The following is a 15251-nucleotide window of genomic DNA, read 5'->3' as shown; positions in this document are numbered from 1 at the left end:
GGATGATGGCGAAGATGATGATGCCGATGATGAAGCTGCCGCCCATCATCAGGGCACCGAAGGCATTGATCACCTGACCGGCGGAATCGTGGCCCTCGTGACCGTGGGTCAGGATCAGACGCGTCGAGGCCAGGTTCAGGCCCAGCCGGAACAATGTCGAGATCAGCAGGACGGTCGGGAAGATGGCGAAGTCCAGCGGCCGCTTCATCATCAGCGCCGTCATCAGGATCAGCACGCTGGAGACCAGGCTGATGGCCAGCAGCAGGTCCAGCAGGAACTTCGGCACAGGCAGGATCAGCAGCAGGATGACGCCGATCACGCCGACCGCCATCCCGACCTCACCACGCAGCAGCCAGTTGCGCACGTCCCCGCCCGTCGGACGAGCCATGCCGTCCTTCATCAGGATGGGCGAGGCGGGGACGTCGGTCATGCGCGGCCGAGTTGAGTCAGGGCCAGACGGGTCGCCTGTGCGATGACCGCCTCATTGGCGGCAGCGGAGGAGGTCGAGGTCGCGTGGTAGTAGGCGGCGACGATCACGGGCGCGCCGGTCGGGGGATACAGGATGCCGATGTCGTTGGTCGGCCCGTAGCCGCCCGTGCCGGTCTTGTGCGCCACGCGCCATCCGGCGGGCACCCCGGCCTTGATGCGGGCGACGCCGGTGGGGGATGCGAACATCCAGCCGAGCAGCCTGGCTTTCGACGCGTCGGACAGGGGCGTGCCGTTGTCGAGGAACAGCCGGCGGATGTTGGCCGCCGACTGGATCGGGGTGATGGTGTCCTTGTCGCCGTCGAGACGATTCATCTCGGGCTCGAAGCGATCGACCGTGGTCGAGGCGTCGCCGAGGTCGCGATAGAAGGCGCGCATGGCGTCGATGCCGCCCAGCGCCTTGAGCAGCAGGTTGGCGGCCGGGTTGTCGGAGACCTCGACGACGGCCTGCATCAGGCGATCAACCGAAAGGCTGGAGCCGACGGCCGGTTCGGTCACGGGGGCGTGGTTGACCATGTCCGCGCGGGTGATCGGGATCAGGCGGTCGAGTTGGTCGTCGCCAGCCTGGACGCGCAGCAAGGTCGCGGCGGCCAGGTACATCTTGAAGGTCGAGCAATAGACGAAGCGTTCGTCGCCGCGCGCGGTCAGCTGACGGCCCGTGCCGAGGTCGTGGGCGAAGAAGCCCAGGCGACCGCCGTTGGCGCGTTCCAGAGCAGACAGGTCGATGGCTTCTGGCACTGCAGCCGCGACGGCGGCCGGGGCCGAAGCCTCGCCTTCACGCGCGCAACCCAGCAGGCCGAGCGCTCCGAGGCCCGCAAGAACGGTCCGGCGGTGGGTCACGCCGCGCTCGCGCCGTAACCGCCGGTGGCGATGCCCGTCTGGGGCGCAATGATCTGGGTGCCTTCGTCGGCGTACTCGTTGAGCTTGTTGCGGAGCGTCCGGATGGAGATGCCCAGGATGTTGGCCGCGTGGGTGCGGTTGCCCAGGCAGTGGGTCAGGGTGTCGAGGATCAGGGTCTTTTCCATCTGGGCGACGGTCTGGCCGACATAGGCGCGCGATACGGCGTCGGCGGTCTGGGCGGCGCGGGCGGCCAGACCCCCCTGCCCTGCCTCTGCGCCGGCGACTGCGCCCATCAAGGGTTGGCCGTCGGGCAGGCGGATGGCCTCGGCGTCGATCTCGGGACCGACGGCCAGCAGGACGGCGCGGTGCATGGCGTTTTCCAGCTCACGGACGTTGCCGGGCCAGCGGTGGGCGGCCAGGGCGCGGCGGGCATCGACCGACAGCGGGCGGACCGGCACGCCGTTGGCGGCGGCGTATTTCTTGACGAAGTGATCGGCCAGGACCGCCACGTCGCCGGGCCGCTCGCGCAGGGCGGGCAGGCGCAGGTTGACGACGTTCAGGCGGTACAGAAGGTCTTCGCGGAAGGTGCCTTCGGCGACGGCCTTGGCCAGGTCGCGGTTGGAGGTGGCAATGATGCGGATGTTGACCGGCACCGGCTTGGTCCCGCCGACGCGGTCGATGATCCGTTCCTGAATGGCGCGCAGCAGCTTGGCCTGAAGCCGGGCGTCCATCTCGCTGATTTCGTCCAGCAACAGGGTACCGCCGTCGGCCTCCTCGAACTTGCCGATGCGGCGGGCGACGGCGCCGGTGAAGGCCCCCTTCTCGTGCCCGAACAGTTCCGATTCCAGCAGGTTGTCGGGGATGGCGGCGCAGTTGACGCTGATGAAGGGGCGCTCGGCGCGCTTGGAGTTGACGTGCAGATAGCGCGCCATGACTTCCTTACCGACGCCGCTCTCGCCGGTGATCAGGATGGAGGCTTCCGAGCGGGCGACCTGGTCGGCCAGCTTGACCACGGCCTGCATCGATGGATCGGCCGAGATCAGCGGGCGCTCGTCGTCGGCGACGGCCGACAGGACGGCGGCGATCAGATCAGCCTCGGGCGGAAGCGGGATGAACTCCTTGGCACCGGCACGGATGGCGGCGGCGGCCTTGACCGGATCGTTGTCGACGCCGCAGGCGACCACCGGCACATGAATCCGCTCGGCGTCGTTGGCGGCGATCAGCCCGGCGATGTCCAGATTGTAGTCGACCATCAGAAGGTCGGCGCCCTGCCCCCTGCGCAGTTGTTCCGTCGCCTGATCGGTGCGTTCGACGTGCTGAACCTTGGCGCCGTGCGCCATGGCCATCTTCACCGCCGCCGCGAGTTGGCCCGAAAGCCTTCCAACCACCAGAAGTCGCATCGGTGTTTGCTCCTCTAACTCTCTTACGCGCGACTGACGGCCTAGGCCGCCGAGTCCTCGGTCTTGATGATTTCCGTCATGGTCACGCCCAGGCGATCCTCGACGACGACGACCTCCCCGCGCGCGACCAGACGGTTGTTGACGAAGATGTCGATGGCCTCGCCGACCTTGCGGTCCAGCTCCAGCACAGATCCCCGGTTCAGTTTCAGCAGTTGCGCCACGGTCATGTGGGCCTTGCCCAGCACGGCCGAGATGTTGACGGGCACGTCGAACACGGTGGCCAGGTCGGCGGCGCTCTTGTCACCACCGTCGTCGGCCGTGGCCAGGGCGGTGGAGGCGCCGAACTCCTCCAGGGCGAAATCGTCAGCCATCAGTGGGGGCTCCCGTTCAGGGTTTCAGCGTGTCCGGCCTCGGCGGCCAGGGCGGCGGCCAGGGCCTCGCCCATGCGGGCGGCGGCCTCGGCGGGATCATAGTCGGCGCGGCCGTCGGCCCATTCCAGCTGGAAGGCGGCGGTGGCCATGCCCGGATCGTCCCGGAAGGCGATCAGGCCGGAGAAGCCGGCGTCGACACAGACGGCCTGAAGCCGGGCCTGCACCGTCTCGTCCAGGCCGCGCGCGCGGATCACCAGCCGGGGTGCGGCGTCGATCTCCGAACCCAGTTGCTCCAGCGCCTCCTGCAACGGACCGGCAGGGAACCGGTCCAGGGCGGCGGTGGCGATGACGCGGGCGGCAGCCAAAGCCAGTTCGGCCGACTGTTCGCGGTGGGCCTGGGCGACCTGGCCCAGGGCGGGAGCCGAGGCCGCGATGGCCTGTCCGATGGTGACCAGGGCCATGGCCTGAAGGCTTTCGACCTCGGCCAGGGCGGCCTCGCGGGCCTCGAGCCGTCCCTGCGCGACCAGGGCCTCGACCTCGGCCGGCAGATAGGCGCGCTTGGTCGGGACGAAGGCGGCTCCGGTGCGCGTGGTCGATCCATCCGAGGCGAACTCGGTGTCGAAGGAGAACGGACGGGAGTTGAGGGGCAAGCTGGTCATGTCAGTAGATCAGCTCGTCGTCGGCGCCGCCGGCTCCGGCCAGCATGATCTCGCCCTTGGCCGCCAGATCCTTTGCCGCCTGGACCATGGCCATCTGAGCCGAGTCGACGTCCTTGAGCCGGACCGGGCCCATGGATTCCATGTCTTCGCGCATGATCTTGGACGCGCGCTCGCTCATGTTGGTGAAGAACATCTCGCGCAGGGTTTCGGACGCCCCCTTGAGTGCCAGCGCCAGCTTGTCCTTCTCGACCACGCGCAACAGGGTCTGGACCCCGCCGGGATCGAGCTTGGACAGGTCCTCGAACACGAACATCAGGGCGCGGATACGCTCGGCCGCCTCGCGGTTGCGTTCCTCCAGCGCGCCGATGAACCGGGCCTCGGTCTGGCGGTCGAAGGAGTTGAAGATGTCGGCCATCATCTCGTGGCTGTCGCGCTTTGACGTGCGGGCCAGGTTGGACATGAACTCGATGCGCAGGGTCTGTTCGATCTTGTCGAGGATCTCGCGCTGCACCGGCTCCATGCGCAGCATCCGCTGGACGCATTCCAGGGCGAAATCCTCGGGCAGGGCAGTCAGCACGCGCGAGGCGTGCTCGGGCTTGATCTTGGACAGGACCACGGCGACCGTCTGGGGGTATTCGTTCTTCAGATAGTTGGCGAGGACGCTCTCGTTCACATTGCCGAGCTTGTCCCACATGGTCCGGCCGGCGGGGCCGCGGATTTCCTCCATCAGGCCGTCGACGCGGTCGGCGGGCATGAAGGCGGACAACAGCTTCTGGGTCTGTTCGAACGACCCCATGACCGAGCCGGAGCCGCTCATCCCGGCGACGAACTCCATCAAGAGCTCTTCGACCACGGTGGAGGAGACGGTGCCCAGGGTGGCCATGGCCTGGGAGATTTCCTTGATCTCCTCGTCGTCGAGATTCTTCCAAAGCTGGGTGTGGTCTTCGCCCAGCGACAGCAGGATGACCGCAGCCTTTTCAGGCCCGGTGAGCTTCCTGGCGTCCTCGACCGAAGCCTTCTTGTTGTTTGAAATCAGCCTGGTCATCAGCTTTCGTGGACCCAGCTGCGCAGGATGGCGGTGGACTCATCCGGGTGCTTGTCGACGAACTCGGCGACCTTCTTGACCGAGGAGGCCTTCACCTGTCCCTCGATGCGGGCGATGTCGAGGCGTTGATCCATCTCCGACGGAGGGCCGCCGAGCTGGGGCGCGCCGCCCGCCAGGGTGGCCTGAAGCTGGGTCACGGACCCGCCGCCCGCGCCGGCCAAGGCTGCCACGCCGCCCGGTCCCGTCGCCGACTTCAGCAGGGGCCGCAGCACGAAGAAGATCAACAACAGACCGGTCACCAGCAACACCAGCAGTTCGACGCCGCGCATGATGTCGTTCTTGGTGAAATCCAGCATCGAGGCCTTGGCCTCGGTGCCGCCCGCGCCCGAGGCGTCGCGGCTGAACCGGATGGCCTCGACCTTGACCTGGTCGCCGCGCGGCTGGTCGAAGCCGATGGCCGCCTTCACCAGAGCGTCGATCTTGGCGATGTCCTCGGCCGAGCGCGGCGCGAAGGTGGGCTCGCCCTGACCGTCGGCGGCCGGGGTCCAGACGCCGTCGACGGCGACCGCGACGGCCAGTTTCTGCACCTCGCCCGCCTCGCGGATGGTGGTCGTGGTGGTGTTGGAGATTTCGTAGTTGGTGGTCTCGGTGTTGGCGGTGTCGGTGGACCCGACAGGCGTGGTGGCCGGGGGCGCGCCGCCGGGAATGTTGTTGGTCGCGGTGGCACCGCCGTCCGACTGACCGGTGGTGTCGGTCGACTCCGTGCCGTTGGTCGAGGTGGAGCGGACGACCTGGCCGTCGGGATCGAAACGCTGTTCCTGGGTCGTGGCGCGGCTGTGGTCGATCTCGGCGGTGACCTGAACGCGCGCGGCGCCGGGGCCCACCACGCCCTCGACGATGTCCAGGATGCGGGCCTGGAGCTGCATCTCCGCCTCGTTCTTGGCGTCGGATGCCGAGGCGGCCGAGAAGCCACCATCGGACGAACCGGCCGCCAGGGTGCGGTTGGCGGTGTCGGTGACGGTTACCCGCTCGGGCTTGAGGCCGGGGACGGAGGAGGCGACGACGTTGCGGATGGCCTGGATCTGGTCGCCCGTCAGGGCGCGACCGCCGACGCCGACGGTGACGGCCGCCGTGGGCTCTGCGGTATCACTGGCGAACATCTCGCGGCGCGGCAGGGCGATCATCACCTTGGCCGAGGAGATGCCCCGGAACGACAGGATGTTCCTCGACAGCTCGCCTTCCAGCGCGCGCTTTTCATTGAGGTTCTGCTGGAACTCGGTCTGGCCCAGGACCGACTGGTTGTCGAACAGCTCGTATCCAACCGAGCCCGAGGTCACGAGACCCTTCTGGGCCACCATCATCCGGGCCGTGCCGACGTCGTCGCGGTTGACCATGATGGTCGAGCCGTCGCCTTGCGTCTTGTACTTGATGCCGGCCTGTTCCAGCGAGGCGGTGATGTCGCCCGCCTCCTTCAGGTCCAGGTTGGAATAGAGCAGGGCGTCCGGCGACTGACCGACGCGCAGCATCAGGATGACGAGCACCGCCGCCACGCCCGCGCCGACTCCCAGCACCATGGCGAGGCGCCCGATCCCAAATCTCTGCAACGCCGCCGTAAAGCCGCCCACGCGTCCCCACACATACTGAAACGGGGGAGCCCGTGTGCCCCGCTAGGCAGAAACTGCCGCCTGCGTGGTAAATGCCGCGTTAAGGGGGGTTAAAATCCTTGGCCGTGGTCAGGCCGAGCGTGTCAGGGCGTCGCGGCCGCGCCGAGAAGGCCGATGCCCACGACCAGGGCCCCGCCGAGCAATCCGGCGATCTGGACGCAGATCATAAGCAGCAGCGCCTTGCCCGCCCCGCCGAACCAGGAGGTGAACCATCGGCACCGGCCCATCCGCAGGAAGGCCGCGATGCCCAGGACGATGATGGCCAGGGACACGAGGCCGGCAAGCGGCCCGGTCCCGTAGCCCCACCAGGCGATCGGCAGTATCAGCACGGTCCAGGCGCACAACCAGCCGAAGGCGGCCCGGAACCCGCGACGCCAGCCCAGGTCCGCCTTGTCCCACAGACGAAGCAGCGGAGCCGCGGCCAGGGCGTAGAAAAGCGAGAGTAACGGCACCATGACCAGCGTCATCCAGCCATCCGCGTCGGCGATGAACGCGTCTCTCGACTTTCCCGAACTCGCGAGGAGCGGGTCCAGAAACCCGGCAGGCAGGCCGTCCAGCATGTATCCCGCACCCCCGCGTAGAAAGAGGAGCAGCATCAGGATCGCGTTCAGCGCGAGGTAGAGCCGCAGCGGTCGTGCATACGCGCCGCCCCCGTGGGCCCCGTGATCCATCCAGGCCTGCAGCACCGTGCTCGGGCGCAGGACCAGGTCCCTGACGGTGATCAGCTCGGCGCCGCCGAATCCCAGCACGTCGTCCGCCAGGGCATGGCCCGGCTTTTCGGTATCCGCCATCCTGTCCCCCAAAGGCTGGCCGACACTATAGACGCGATTCGTCGCGCGAAAGCGTGGCCGGCTGCGACATCGACGCGCCGCCGAAATGCTCCCTAGCGGCGTCCGAGTTGCGGTTGGACCGGGCCTGCGCCGGACGGCAGCGGTGCGAGCGAGTCCGGACTGCGCAACCACGCCGCCACGTCGCGATAGACCACCTCCGCGTCCAGGTCCCGATTCAGCAGATGCCAGCCGTCGGGGTACCAGGCGGTGCGCAGGTGGGGTGCCTCGCCTGCACGCATCAGGGCGCGGCGCATGGGGCCGGGCTCCACCACCTGATCGTGGGCTCCGTACATCAGCAGGGTCGGCAGGCGGGTGCGGCCCAGGCTGTTCGACGCCGTCTCCATCAGGCCGACCAGTCCCGAAATCGTGTCGAACCGGGTCGACAGGATGCTGTCGGGGTCGTGGCCGTTCCTGACCAGCTCGGCCAGGTTGGACGAGGCCAGGATGTGGCGGGCGATGAAGTCCGGGGGCTGCACCGCCGTGGAGCCCAGGGCGCGGGCGGCGATCCACAGGCTGGTGCGATTGGCGATGTTCTGGCTGGACCAGCCCCAGACGCCGGGGGCCAGCAGGATCAGCCGGTCGGCGTCCGGGGCCCGGTCCGAGGCGAAGGCCGCCGCCGCCACTGACCCGCCCATGCTCTCGCCCACGACCGCGATCGTGGCATTGGGGCGGCGGGCGCGGACCAGGGCGGTGATGGTGCGCAGATCCTCGACCATCGTCGCCTCCCCGGCCCAGACGCCGCGACCGGGGGCCTGGCCGAAACCGCGCTGGTCGAAGCTCCAGGTCTCGATGCCGTGCCCGGCCCACCATGGACCCGCCAGCCGGAACGAGGCGTTGTGGTCGTTCATGCCGTGCAGGGCGACGATGACGACGTCGGGCTGACCGTTGGCGGGGGTCCAGCGCAGGAAGGGCAGGCGCGCGCCGTCCTGGACGATGAAGGCACCGGGTGCGCCCGGTCGGGGCGGATCGACGATCGCGGGCCCAGCGAAGGCGGCGGGCGGTGTCAGCGGCGGCTGGACATAGGGCGTAGCGCAGGAGGTCAAGGCCAGGGATACCAGCGTGACCAGTCCAATCCTCTTCCGCTCATCCCGGCGAAAGCCGTGACCCAGTGCTTTGGGTGACAAATGCCTGGGGGTGAGCATCAGAATGAGTCCCAGACGCCGTGCGTCACAAAAGAACTGGGTCCCGGCTTTCGCCGGGATGAGCGGGGTTTTGAGACAGTATCTCGCGAACTCTCGCGCGCAAGTAAGGCACGATCTCGGCCTCGAACCACGGATTCTTCCGAAGCCACGCGGTGTTGCGCCACGACGGATGCGGCATGGGCAGGATGTCGGGCGCATAGTCCCGCCAGGCCCGCACCGTCTCCGTCATGTTGGACTTCGCCCGGCCTCCCAAGGCCCAGACCTGGGCATAGCCGCCGACCAGCAGGGTCAGCTCCATCTTCGGCAGAGCCTCCAGCAACCGGGGTCGCCACAGTTCGGCGCAGCGTCGCGGCGGCGGATAGTCGCCCCCCTTCGGAGCCGTACCCGGATAGCAGAAGGCCTGGGCCGCAACGCCGATGCGGGGGTCGGCATAAAAGGTCTCGTAGTCTACGCCCATCCAGTCCCGCAGCCGGTCGCCGGACGGATCGGTGAACGGCAGGCCGCTCTCATGCACGCGCCGCCCCGGCGCCTGGCCGCAGATCAGCAGCCGCGTCTCGGGAAAGACCCGCACCACCGGCCGGGGCGTGTGCGGCAGTTCGCCAAGACAGGCGCGGCAGGCCCGGATGTCGGCGAGAACGGCGTCGAGTTCCTCTCCCACCTCCCGCTCATCCCGGCGACCCGAAGGGCGGCGCGGAGCAGCCAAACCGGGACCCAGTGCTTTGGGCGAGAAGCCTGTCTGGTGACGTTCGGACGACAATCCCATTCACCGTACGCGTGAAAGAACTGGGTCCCGGCTTTCGCCGGGATGAGCGGAGTGAGGGTTACTCGAACTCATCATCCGGAGTTGCAGGCGGAAGCGCCGCCAGCGCCGCAGCGGTCTCGTCCGCCGTCGGCAGACGCAGCCGGATCACGCCGCGAAAGGCGTTCGGATCGATCGCCTTGCCCTTCTTGGTGATGGTCAGCCGCCCCTGGCGCATCAGGCCGAGCGCGACGCCGCGCACCTTGGGCATCATGCGCTGCCACTGTTCGGGTTGCAGGGCCTTGGCCACTTCGGCGGGCTCGATGCTCTTGCCGTTGTCGCCCTTGGGGTCGACGCGGGCCAGTTTTTCGAAGATTGCGGTTTCGATGGGGTCGCTCATTGCGCTTCTATGAGGCATTGCGGGCGCGAACGTAAGGCAAGGAAGACGGACATGGTCGCGAAACTGGCGGTGACCGAAGGCGAGTTCGCCGGTTGGCATACCTATGACCTGCATGGCACCTTCGATCAGGTCGTGGGACCCTTCTATTTCCGGCCCGACCCGGATGGCCGGATGCGCTGCGCCTTCCGCGCCGAACCCAAACACATGAATGCGGGCAATCGCATGCACGGCGGCTGTCTGATGACCTTCGCCGACATCGCCCTGTTCCAGACCGCCTATCAGGAGATGGAGGGACGCAACGGCGTGACGGTGCAACTGGACTCCACCCTGATCGACGGCGGCTATGTCGGGGAACTGATCGAGGCGACGGGTGAAGTCGTCCGTGCGGGGGGGTCGTTGATCTTCGTGCGTGGCCAGATCACGACGGGTCAGCGGACGCTGATGACCTATTCCGGCATCATCCGGAAATTCACACCGAGGGATTGAAGGCCGTCCCGGTAAGCGAGGTTAGCTAACCGATCCTCGCAAACTCGAACCGGCCTGCCGCCTCCCAGGGACCGCCGCGATAGCGCCAGAGCAGCAGGGCCTCGGCCGTCGCCGTCCAGGACGTGAAATCAGCGGCAAGGCGGTCGTACAGGGCGGTCGCATCCTTCGGATCGACCTTGTTCTGGATCGTGACGTGGGGCCGGAAGCCCTGGCGATCCTGCGGCGTCAGGACGTCGGCGAAGCGGGCGGCGGTCCCGGCGCGGATCGCAATCAGTTCGGGGCTGGTCAGCGTCAGGGCGACGCCCCGGCCAAGTTTGCGCAAGGCTGACACCTCCATCGCGAAAGAGCAGACAGAGCCGGCGGCTTCGGCCAAGGCGGCTCTAACCTCATCCGGCCGGTCGCCAGGCAGGTGGTGGAACAGGGTCAGGTGCGCCGGAATTCTGTTGAGCGCCGGAGGAAAGTGGGCTCGGCGCAGTCCGTCGAACCGCTCGAATGTTGCCGCATCGAACCCCAGGCTGACGATCAGCGGGTCGGTGTCGATCACGCGCCCGCAGACGCCGCCGGACGGGCCCGGCACGTCTCGTACCAGCGGTTCAGGGCGACGAGATCCTCGGGCGGACGGACCTTGACCAGTCGGGCGAAGTCCAGGCCGACCGTGGCGACGATGTCGACAATGGTGAACCGGTCCCCGGCGATGAAGGCGTGATCGGCCAACTGCCGGTCCAGGGTGCGCATGAAGCGCTCGGCCCACAGCCGGTTGTACTCGGCGACCTCGGCGACCTGCACCCCTTCCAGGGCGGCCAGGGCCGGGTGCGAGTGGCGAACGTTCAGCATCAACGGATTGGCCAGATAGAACTCGCAGCGGCGGGTCCACATCTCGATGATCGCCTGTTCGCGGGCGTCGTGGCCAAACAGGTTGGGCTCGGGATACATGGACTCCAGATACCGGCCGATGGCGACCGATTCCGAGATGGTCGTGCCGTCATCGAGTTCCAGCGCCGGGACGTGGGGCACCCCGACCCGGCTGCGATACTCGGGCGTCTTGTGGTCGCCGGCCATGATGTCGACCTCGACGATCTCGACGTCGGTGATGCCCTTCTCGGCCATGACCCAGCGGACCCGGCGCGGATTGGGCGCGCGCTTCGACGTATAGAGTTTCATCGGTCGATCCTGTGTTCGGCTCAGCCGAATATGGAGGCCGGCATGGCCCCGACAACCGCCGCCGTCATCAGGGTGGCACAGAAGCCGGCGAACAGCGCCTTCCAGATCATGCCCAGAACCTCCTCGCGGCGTTCTGGCATCAGCACCGACAGGCCCGTGACGGTGATCCCGACCGAGCCGATGTTGGCGAACCCGCACAGGGCATAGGTCATCAGCATTCGCGTCCGTTCGCTCATCTCGGCCGCCGGCACCTTGCCCAGTTCGATGAAGGCGACGAACTCGGTCAGGGTCAGTTTGACGCCCAGCAGCCAGCCGGCGCGACCGGCCTCCGATGCCTCCACGCCCGTCAGCCAGGCCACCGGCCAGAAGATCCAGCCCAGCAGACGTTCAAGCGTCAGGGGCTCTCCGAACATCGGGATCCAGCCGATCATGATGTTGACCAGGGCGACCAGGGCCACGAACACGATGAGCACCGCCGAGATGTTCATGACCACCATCAGGCCGTCCGACGTGCCCTTGACGATGGCGTCGATGGCCGAGTCGTATTTCAACGCCGAGCCGTAATCGGCGACCGCCCCGCCCTCGCCCGGCTTTTCCGGGATCATGATGCGGGCCAGCAGGACGCCTGCGGGCGCGGAGACGATCGAGGCGACCAGGACGTGCCCCGCCGCATTGGGCAGGACCGCCGACAGGATGGTCGCATAGGCGACCATGGTCGACCCCGCCACGGTGGCCAGACCCACCACCATCATCAGAAAGATCTCGGACCGCGTCAGCTTGTCCAGATAGGCGCGGATCACGATCGGGCTCTCGATCATGCCGAGGAAGATATTGGCGGCCACGGCAAGCGCCGACGCCCCGCCCAAACCCATGGTCTTCTGGAAGATGAAGCCAAACCCGTGGGTGATCCACTTCAGGATCTTCCAGTGCCACAGCAGGGCCGACAGGGCCGAGATCACCAGGATCATCGGCAGGACGTTGAAGGCGAAGGTGAATAGCGCCCCCTCGTTGCCGACCACATAGGGCTGCTGGCCCCCGGCCAGATAGCCGAACACGAACTGCGCCCCCTTGCCGGCCGCGACCGTCAGACCGTCGACTGCGCCGGTGATCCCGGCCAGCACGACCTGCGATCCGGGAATGGCGAACAGCGCCAGCACCAGGGCCGCCTGCACCCCGACCGCGCCGAGCGCCAGCCGCCAGGGAAAGGCCCGCTTGTTTTCCGACAGCCCCCAGGCCGCCGCCACGATGACGATCAGCCCGAACAGGCTTTGAAGGTTCAGCAGGCTGAACATGATGATGGGATCCCCGAACTCCCCCCACCTCTAGCGTCCGTCGCGATCAGCGCAAGGCACCGGCAAGGTTGCGCGCCTTCATCGACCGGGCGAGACTGGGATCGCTACCACAGCCGGACACGGGGTCTCGTCATGAAAATCAACCTGAAGATGCTCGGTGCCGGTCTGGGGTTCGGTCTGGCCGCCTGTGCCACGCCGCCCGAGGCCCGAGGTGCAGGGCCCGCCATCGCCGACGACTTCGAGGCCTATGCCGTGGGGGGACCACCGGGCGGGCCCTGGGGCGTGCAGCAGGTGAACGGCACGGCGGTCATCGACGACACCCGCGCCGCCTCCGGGCGCCGGTCGGTGCGCATCGACGTAGCGGGAACGGGCACCGTCTATCTGTTCAACCAGGGTAGCCCGCTGTTTCCCGCAGGCCGCGACGGTCTGTCGGGGCGGATGAAGGTCTGGCTGGAACAGGGCCCTCGCGAGGAAATCCACTGGACCCTCATCGAGGGACGCGGCGTGCGGCGCAGCGACGGCCATACGGGACTGGTCCGGTTCGGGGGACAATTGCCGACGCCCACCGGATCGCGGCTGATGTCGAACTATGAGACGCCCGACGGCTATTCGGACCCCACGGCCCCGATGTCCGACTGCTGGGGCCATGCTGGCGAGGCCGACGTCATGCCGGAGGGACGCTGGGTCGATGTCGCCTGGCGGATCGCGCCGACCGGCCTGACCCTGTCCATCGACGGGCGGCCGATCTCGGGGCCGGACGTGGGTGCCACCGGCCAGGGCTGCGTCCACCAGCCGGCGTCCTACGTCTGGGAACTGCCGGCGATGGAGCGGGTCAACATCGGCTGGGAAACCTATATCCCCGACGGTCCGCGCAGGCTGTGGATCGACGACGTCGAGATCAGCGACTAGCGGGGCAAGCGCACCTCACGGTCGCCAGGGCATGACCGAGTCGCCGCCGAATACCGCGCCGCGACGTCCGGCGTCGCTGAACAGGCCGTAGATCAACCGCTGCCCGGGCGCGCTGACGGCGTCCAGCGCGGCGCGGTGGTCGTCGGACAGGTCGATGTCGAGGGCGGAGGCGTTGTCCACGATCTGTTGCGGACGACTGGCGCCGATCAGGGTGGTCGCCACGCCCCTTCGGCCGATGACCCAGGCCAGGGCGATTCGGGCCGGGCTCTGGCCCGCTTCGTCCGCCACGCGCTTCAGGGTGTCGACGATGGTCCAGTTGCGCTCGGTGAACAGGGTGTCGCCGAACGGGTTGGCGCCGTCGAGACGGTTGTCGCTCTCGGGCCGAGCCTCGCCAGCCTGTGCCGCTTCGCGCGGCACGCCACCGGCGCGGGGGGCACCGGCCTCGATCGCGGCGCGGTCATACTTGCCGGTCAGCAGGCCGTAGGCAAGCGGGCTCCACGGCACCATGCCCAGGCTGAATTCGGCACCCAGCGGCAAATGCTCGTCCTCGACGTCGCGGCTGACCAGGGAATAGAAATACTGCATCGCGATCGGCCCCGGCTGGTTCGTGGCCCGCGCCAGGGTGGCCAGGCTGGCGACGTACCAGGCCGGCGCATTCGAGATGCCCCAGTAGCGGATCTTTCCCGACCGAAGGAGTCCGGCCATGGTCTGGAGCAGTTCGTCCGGCGGCGTGACCGAGTCCCAGACGTGGACCCAGTAGAGATCGACATGGTCCACGCCGAGCCGCCGCAGCGACCCTTCCAGCGCGCTGTGGATGTGTTTGGCCCCGTTGCCGCCGGCCAGACGGCCCTGGCCTGTGCCGAAGCCCGCCTTGGTCGACAGGACCAGGTCGTGACGCAGGCGCCGATCGGCGATGAACCGCCCGACCATCTCCTCGCCGCGCCCGCCGGCATAGACATCGGCCGTGTCGATGACGTTGCCACCGGCGTCGACATAGGCGTCGAAGATCGCCCGGGACTGATCCTCGGCCGCGCCCCAGCGAGCGGTCCCGAACGTCATGGTGCCGAGCGACAGGGGACTGACCAACAGGCCGGAACGTCCCAGGGTGCGGTAATCGGAGAGCGACATCGGGTTTCCTAGTGATTGCTATGGAACCTAGTGAGGCCCTTGCCGTCACAGGTCAAGAGTTTCATAACGGGCGCTATGAAAACGTCGCAGTCGTCATCGATCCGCAAGGCGGGCAGACCCCTCTCGTTCGATCGCGAGGCCGCCCTGGAAACGGCCATGCTGCTGTTCTGGCGGCATGGTTATGAGTCCACCTCGCTGGGGGACCTGACGGCGGCGATGGGGGTTTCACCGCCGAGCGTCTATGCGGCGTTCGGCAACAAGAAGGGTCTCTTTCTGGAGTCCGTTCGCCGCTACCTGTCGCATCCGACTTCGCCCCAGGAGATCATCGACGCGGCGGGATCGGCGCGCGACGCCGCCCTGGCCCTGATGTCGGGTGCGGCCCAGACCTTCACCGATCCGACGACGCCGCCCGGCTGTATGCTGGCCACCTCTGCCATCAGCGTTTCGGCCTCGGCCGCTGACGTTCAGGCCGAGCTGGCAGCTCTGCGCAACGCGGTCGAGGCCCACCTCAGACGCCGGATAGAACACGCGGTGGTCGACGGAGAACTGCCTGAAGACACCGATGCGGGCGCTCTGGCCGGGCACACCACAGCGGTCATTCAGGGGATGTCCACCCTCGCTCGCGACGGTGCCAGCCGCGACAAACTGCTGGGCGTTGTCCGGATCGCGATGCGGGCCTGGGGTTGATTGCACCCGGAC

Annotated in this window: 18 protein-coding genes; 3 read left to right on the top strand and 15 right to left on the bottom strand. The window is 67.8% G+C overall.

Features of this window, described 5'->3' with window-relative positions:
• The 11 genes from JHC99_RS04880 to JHC99_RS04830 form a co-directional block, all read right to left on the bottom strand.
• Window positions 1–400, bottom strand: a 400-nt coding sequence (locus JHC99_RS04880; RefSeq protein WP_292152335.1) for an FHIPEP family type III secretion protein, incomplete at its 3' end; no start/stop codon positions are given.
• Window positions 401–426: 26 nt separating this feature from the next.
• Window positions 427–1326 (bottom strand): class A beta-lactamase, encoded by a 900-nt coding sequence (gene bla, locus JHC99_RS04875; protein ID WP_292152334.1) that lies wholly within the window; start codon window positions 1324–1326, stop codon window positions 427–429.
• Entirely contained in the window at window positions 1323–2726 is a 1404-nt protein-coding gene (locus JHC99_RS04870) for a sigma-54 dependent transcriptional regulator (protein ID WP_292152333.1), read from the bottom strand. Before JHC99_RS04870 ends, bla begins: the two co-directional genes overlap by 4 nt.
• 41 nt (window positions 2727–2767) lie before the next feature.
• Window positions 2768–3097, bottom strand: a complete 330-nt coding sequence (gene fliN, locus JHC99_RS04865; protein ID WP_292152332.1) for a flagellar motor switch protein FliN — start codon at window positions 3095–3097, stop codon at window positions 2768–2770.
• Entirely contained in the window at window positions 3097–3756 is a 660-nt protein-coding gene (locus JHC99_RS04860) for a flagellar assembly protein FlbE (protein ID WP_292152331.1), read from the bottom strand. Before JHC99_RS04860 ends, fliN begins: the two co-directional genes overlap by 1 nt.
• Before the next feature lies 1 nt (window position 3757).
• A complete protein-coding gene (gene fliG / locus JHC99_RS04855) occupies window positions 3758–4801 on the bottom strand; it encodes a flagellar motor switch protein FliG (RefSeq protein ID WP_292152330.1) in 1044 nt (347 codons plus the stop codon).
• Window positions 4801–6375, bottom strand: coding sequence for a flagellar basal-body MS-ring/collar protein FliF (gene fliF, locus JHC99_RS04850; RefSeq protein ID WP_292152329.1), 1575 nt, complete (start codon window positions 6373–6375; stop codon window positions 4801–4803). Before fliF ends, fliG begins: the two co-directional genes overlap by 1 nt.
• A 173-nt stretch (window positions 6376–6548) precedes the next feature.
• Window positions 6549–7256, bottom strand: a complete 708-nt coding sequence (locus JHC99_RS04845) for a hypothetical protein (protein WP_292152328.1) — start codon at window positions 7254–7256, stop codon at window positions 6549–6551.
• 92 nt (window positions 7257–7348) lie between these two features.
• Window positions 7349–8338 carry an alpha/beta fold hydrolase gene (locus JHC99_RS04840; protein WP_292152327.1) on the bottom strand — a complete coding sequence of 330 codons (990 nt, stop codon included), beginning with the start codon at window positions 8336–8338 and terminating at the stop codon, window positions 7349–7351.
• A 124-nt stretch (window positions 8339–8462) separates the two neighbouring features.
• Entirely contained in the window at window positions 8463–9095 is a 633-nt protein-coding gene (locus JHC99_RS04835; protein ID WP_292152326.1) for a uracil-DNA glycosylase family protein, read from the bottom strand.
• 163 nt (window positions 9096–9258) lie between these two features.
• Window positions 9259–9576, bottom strand: a complete 318-nt coding sequence (locus tag JHC99_RS04830; protein WP_292152325.1) for a DUF3253 domain-containing protein — start codon at window positions 9574–9576, stop codon at window positions 9259–9261.
• 51 nt (window positions 9577–9627) lie between these two features.
• Between JHC99_RS04830 and JHC99_RS04825 the strand changes: the two genes are divergently transcribed.
• On the top strand, window positions 9628–10062 hold the full coding sequence (locus JHC99_RS04825; protein WP_292152324.1) for a PaaI family thioesterase: 435 nt from the start codon (window positions 9628–9630) through the stop codon (window positions 10060–10062).
• A gap of 25 nt (window positions 10063–10087) precedes the next feature.
• Here the strand turns inward: JHC99_RS04825 and JHC99_RS04820 are convergent, their stop codons facing one another.
• From JHC99_RS04820 to JHC99_RS04810, 3 genes are read right to left on the bottom strand one after another with little or no spacing between them, the layout of a single operon-like run.
• A complete protein-coding gene (locus tag JHC99_RS04820) occupies window positions 10088–10606 on the bottom strand; it encodes a 2'-5' RNA ligase family protein (RefSeq protein ID WP_292152323.1) in 519 nt (172 codons plus the stop codon).
• Complete coding sequence (locus JHC99_RS04815) at window positions 10603–11223, bottom strand: glutathione S-transferase family protein (protein WP_292152322.1); 621 nt, start codon at window positions 11221–11223, stop codon at window positions 10603–10605. The genes JHC99_RS04820 and JHC99_RS04815 overlap by 4 nt, the downstream gene beginning before the upstream one ends.
• Before the next feature lie 20 nt (window positions 11224–11243).
• On the bottom strand, window positions 11244–12515 hold the full coding sequence (locus tag JHC99_RS04810; RefSeq protein ID WP_292152321.1) for a nucleoside transporter C-terminal domain-containing protein: 1272 nt from the start codon (window positions 12513–12515) through the stop codon (window positions 11244–11246).
• 132 nt (window positions 12516–12647) lie between these two features.
• On the opposite strand from JHC99_RS04810, the gene JHC99_RS04805 reads away from it, so the two are divergent.
• Window positions 12648–13424: a hypothetical protein gene (locus JHC99_RS04805; RefSeq protein WP_292152320.1), complete on the top strand. Its 777-nt coding sequence runs from the start codon at window positions 12648–12650 to the stop codon at window positions 13422–13424.
• Between the two features lie 15 nt (window positions 13425–13439).
• Here JHC99_RS04805 and JHC99_RS04800 read toward each other — a convergent pair whose 3' ends face one another.
• On the bottom strand, window positions 13440–14552 hold the full coding sequence (locus tag JHC99_RS04800; protein WP_292152319.1) for an aldo/keto reductase: 1113 nt from the start codon (window positions 14550–14552) through the stop codon (window positions 13440–13442).
• A gap of 156 nt (window positions 14553–14708) precedes the next feature.
• Between JHC99_RS04800 and JHC99_RS04795 the strand changes: the two genes are divergently transcribed.
• Window positions 14709–15239 carry a TetR/AcrR family transcriptional regulator gene (locus tag JHC99_RS04795; protein WP_292152318.1) on the top strand — a complete coding sequence of 177 codons (531 nt, stop codon included), beginning with the start codon at window positions 14709–14711 and terminating at the stop codon, window positions 15237–15239.
• The last annotated feature ends 12 nt before the right edge of the window (window positions 15240–15251 follow it).

Source organism: Brevundimonas sp., assembly GCF_016463485.1.
Taxonomy (GTDB): Bacteria; Pseudomonadota; Alphaproteobacteria; order Caulobacterales; family Caulobacteraceae; genus Brevundimonas.
The sequence above is the reverse complement of the archived record's forward strand: the minus strand, read 5'-3'. Positions and strand labels throughout refer to the sequence as shown.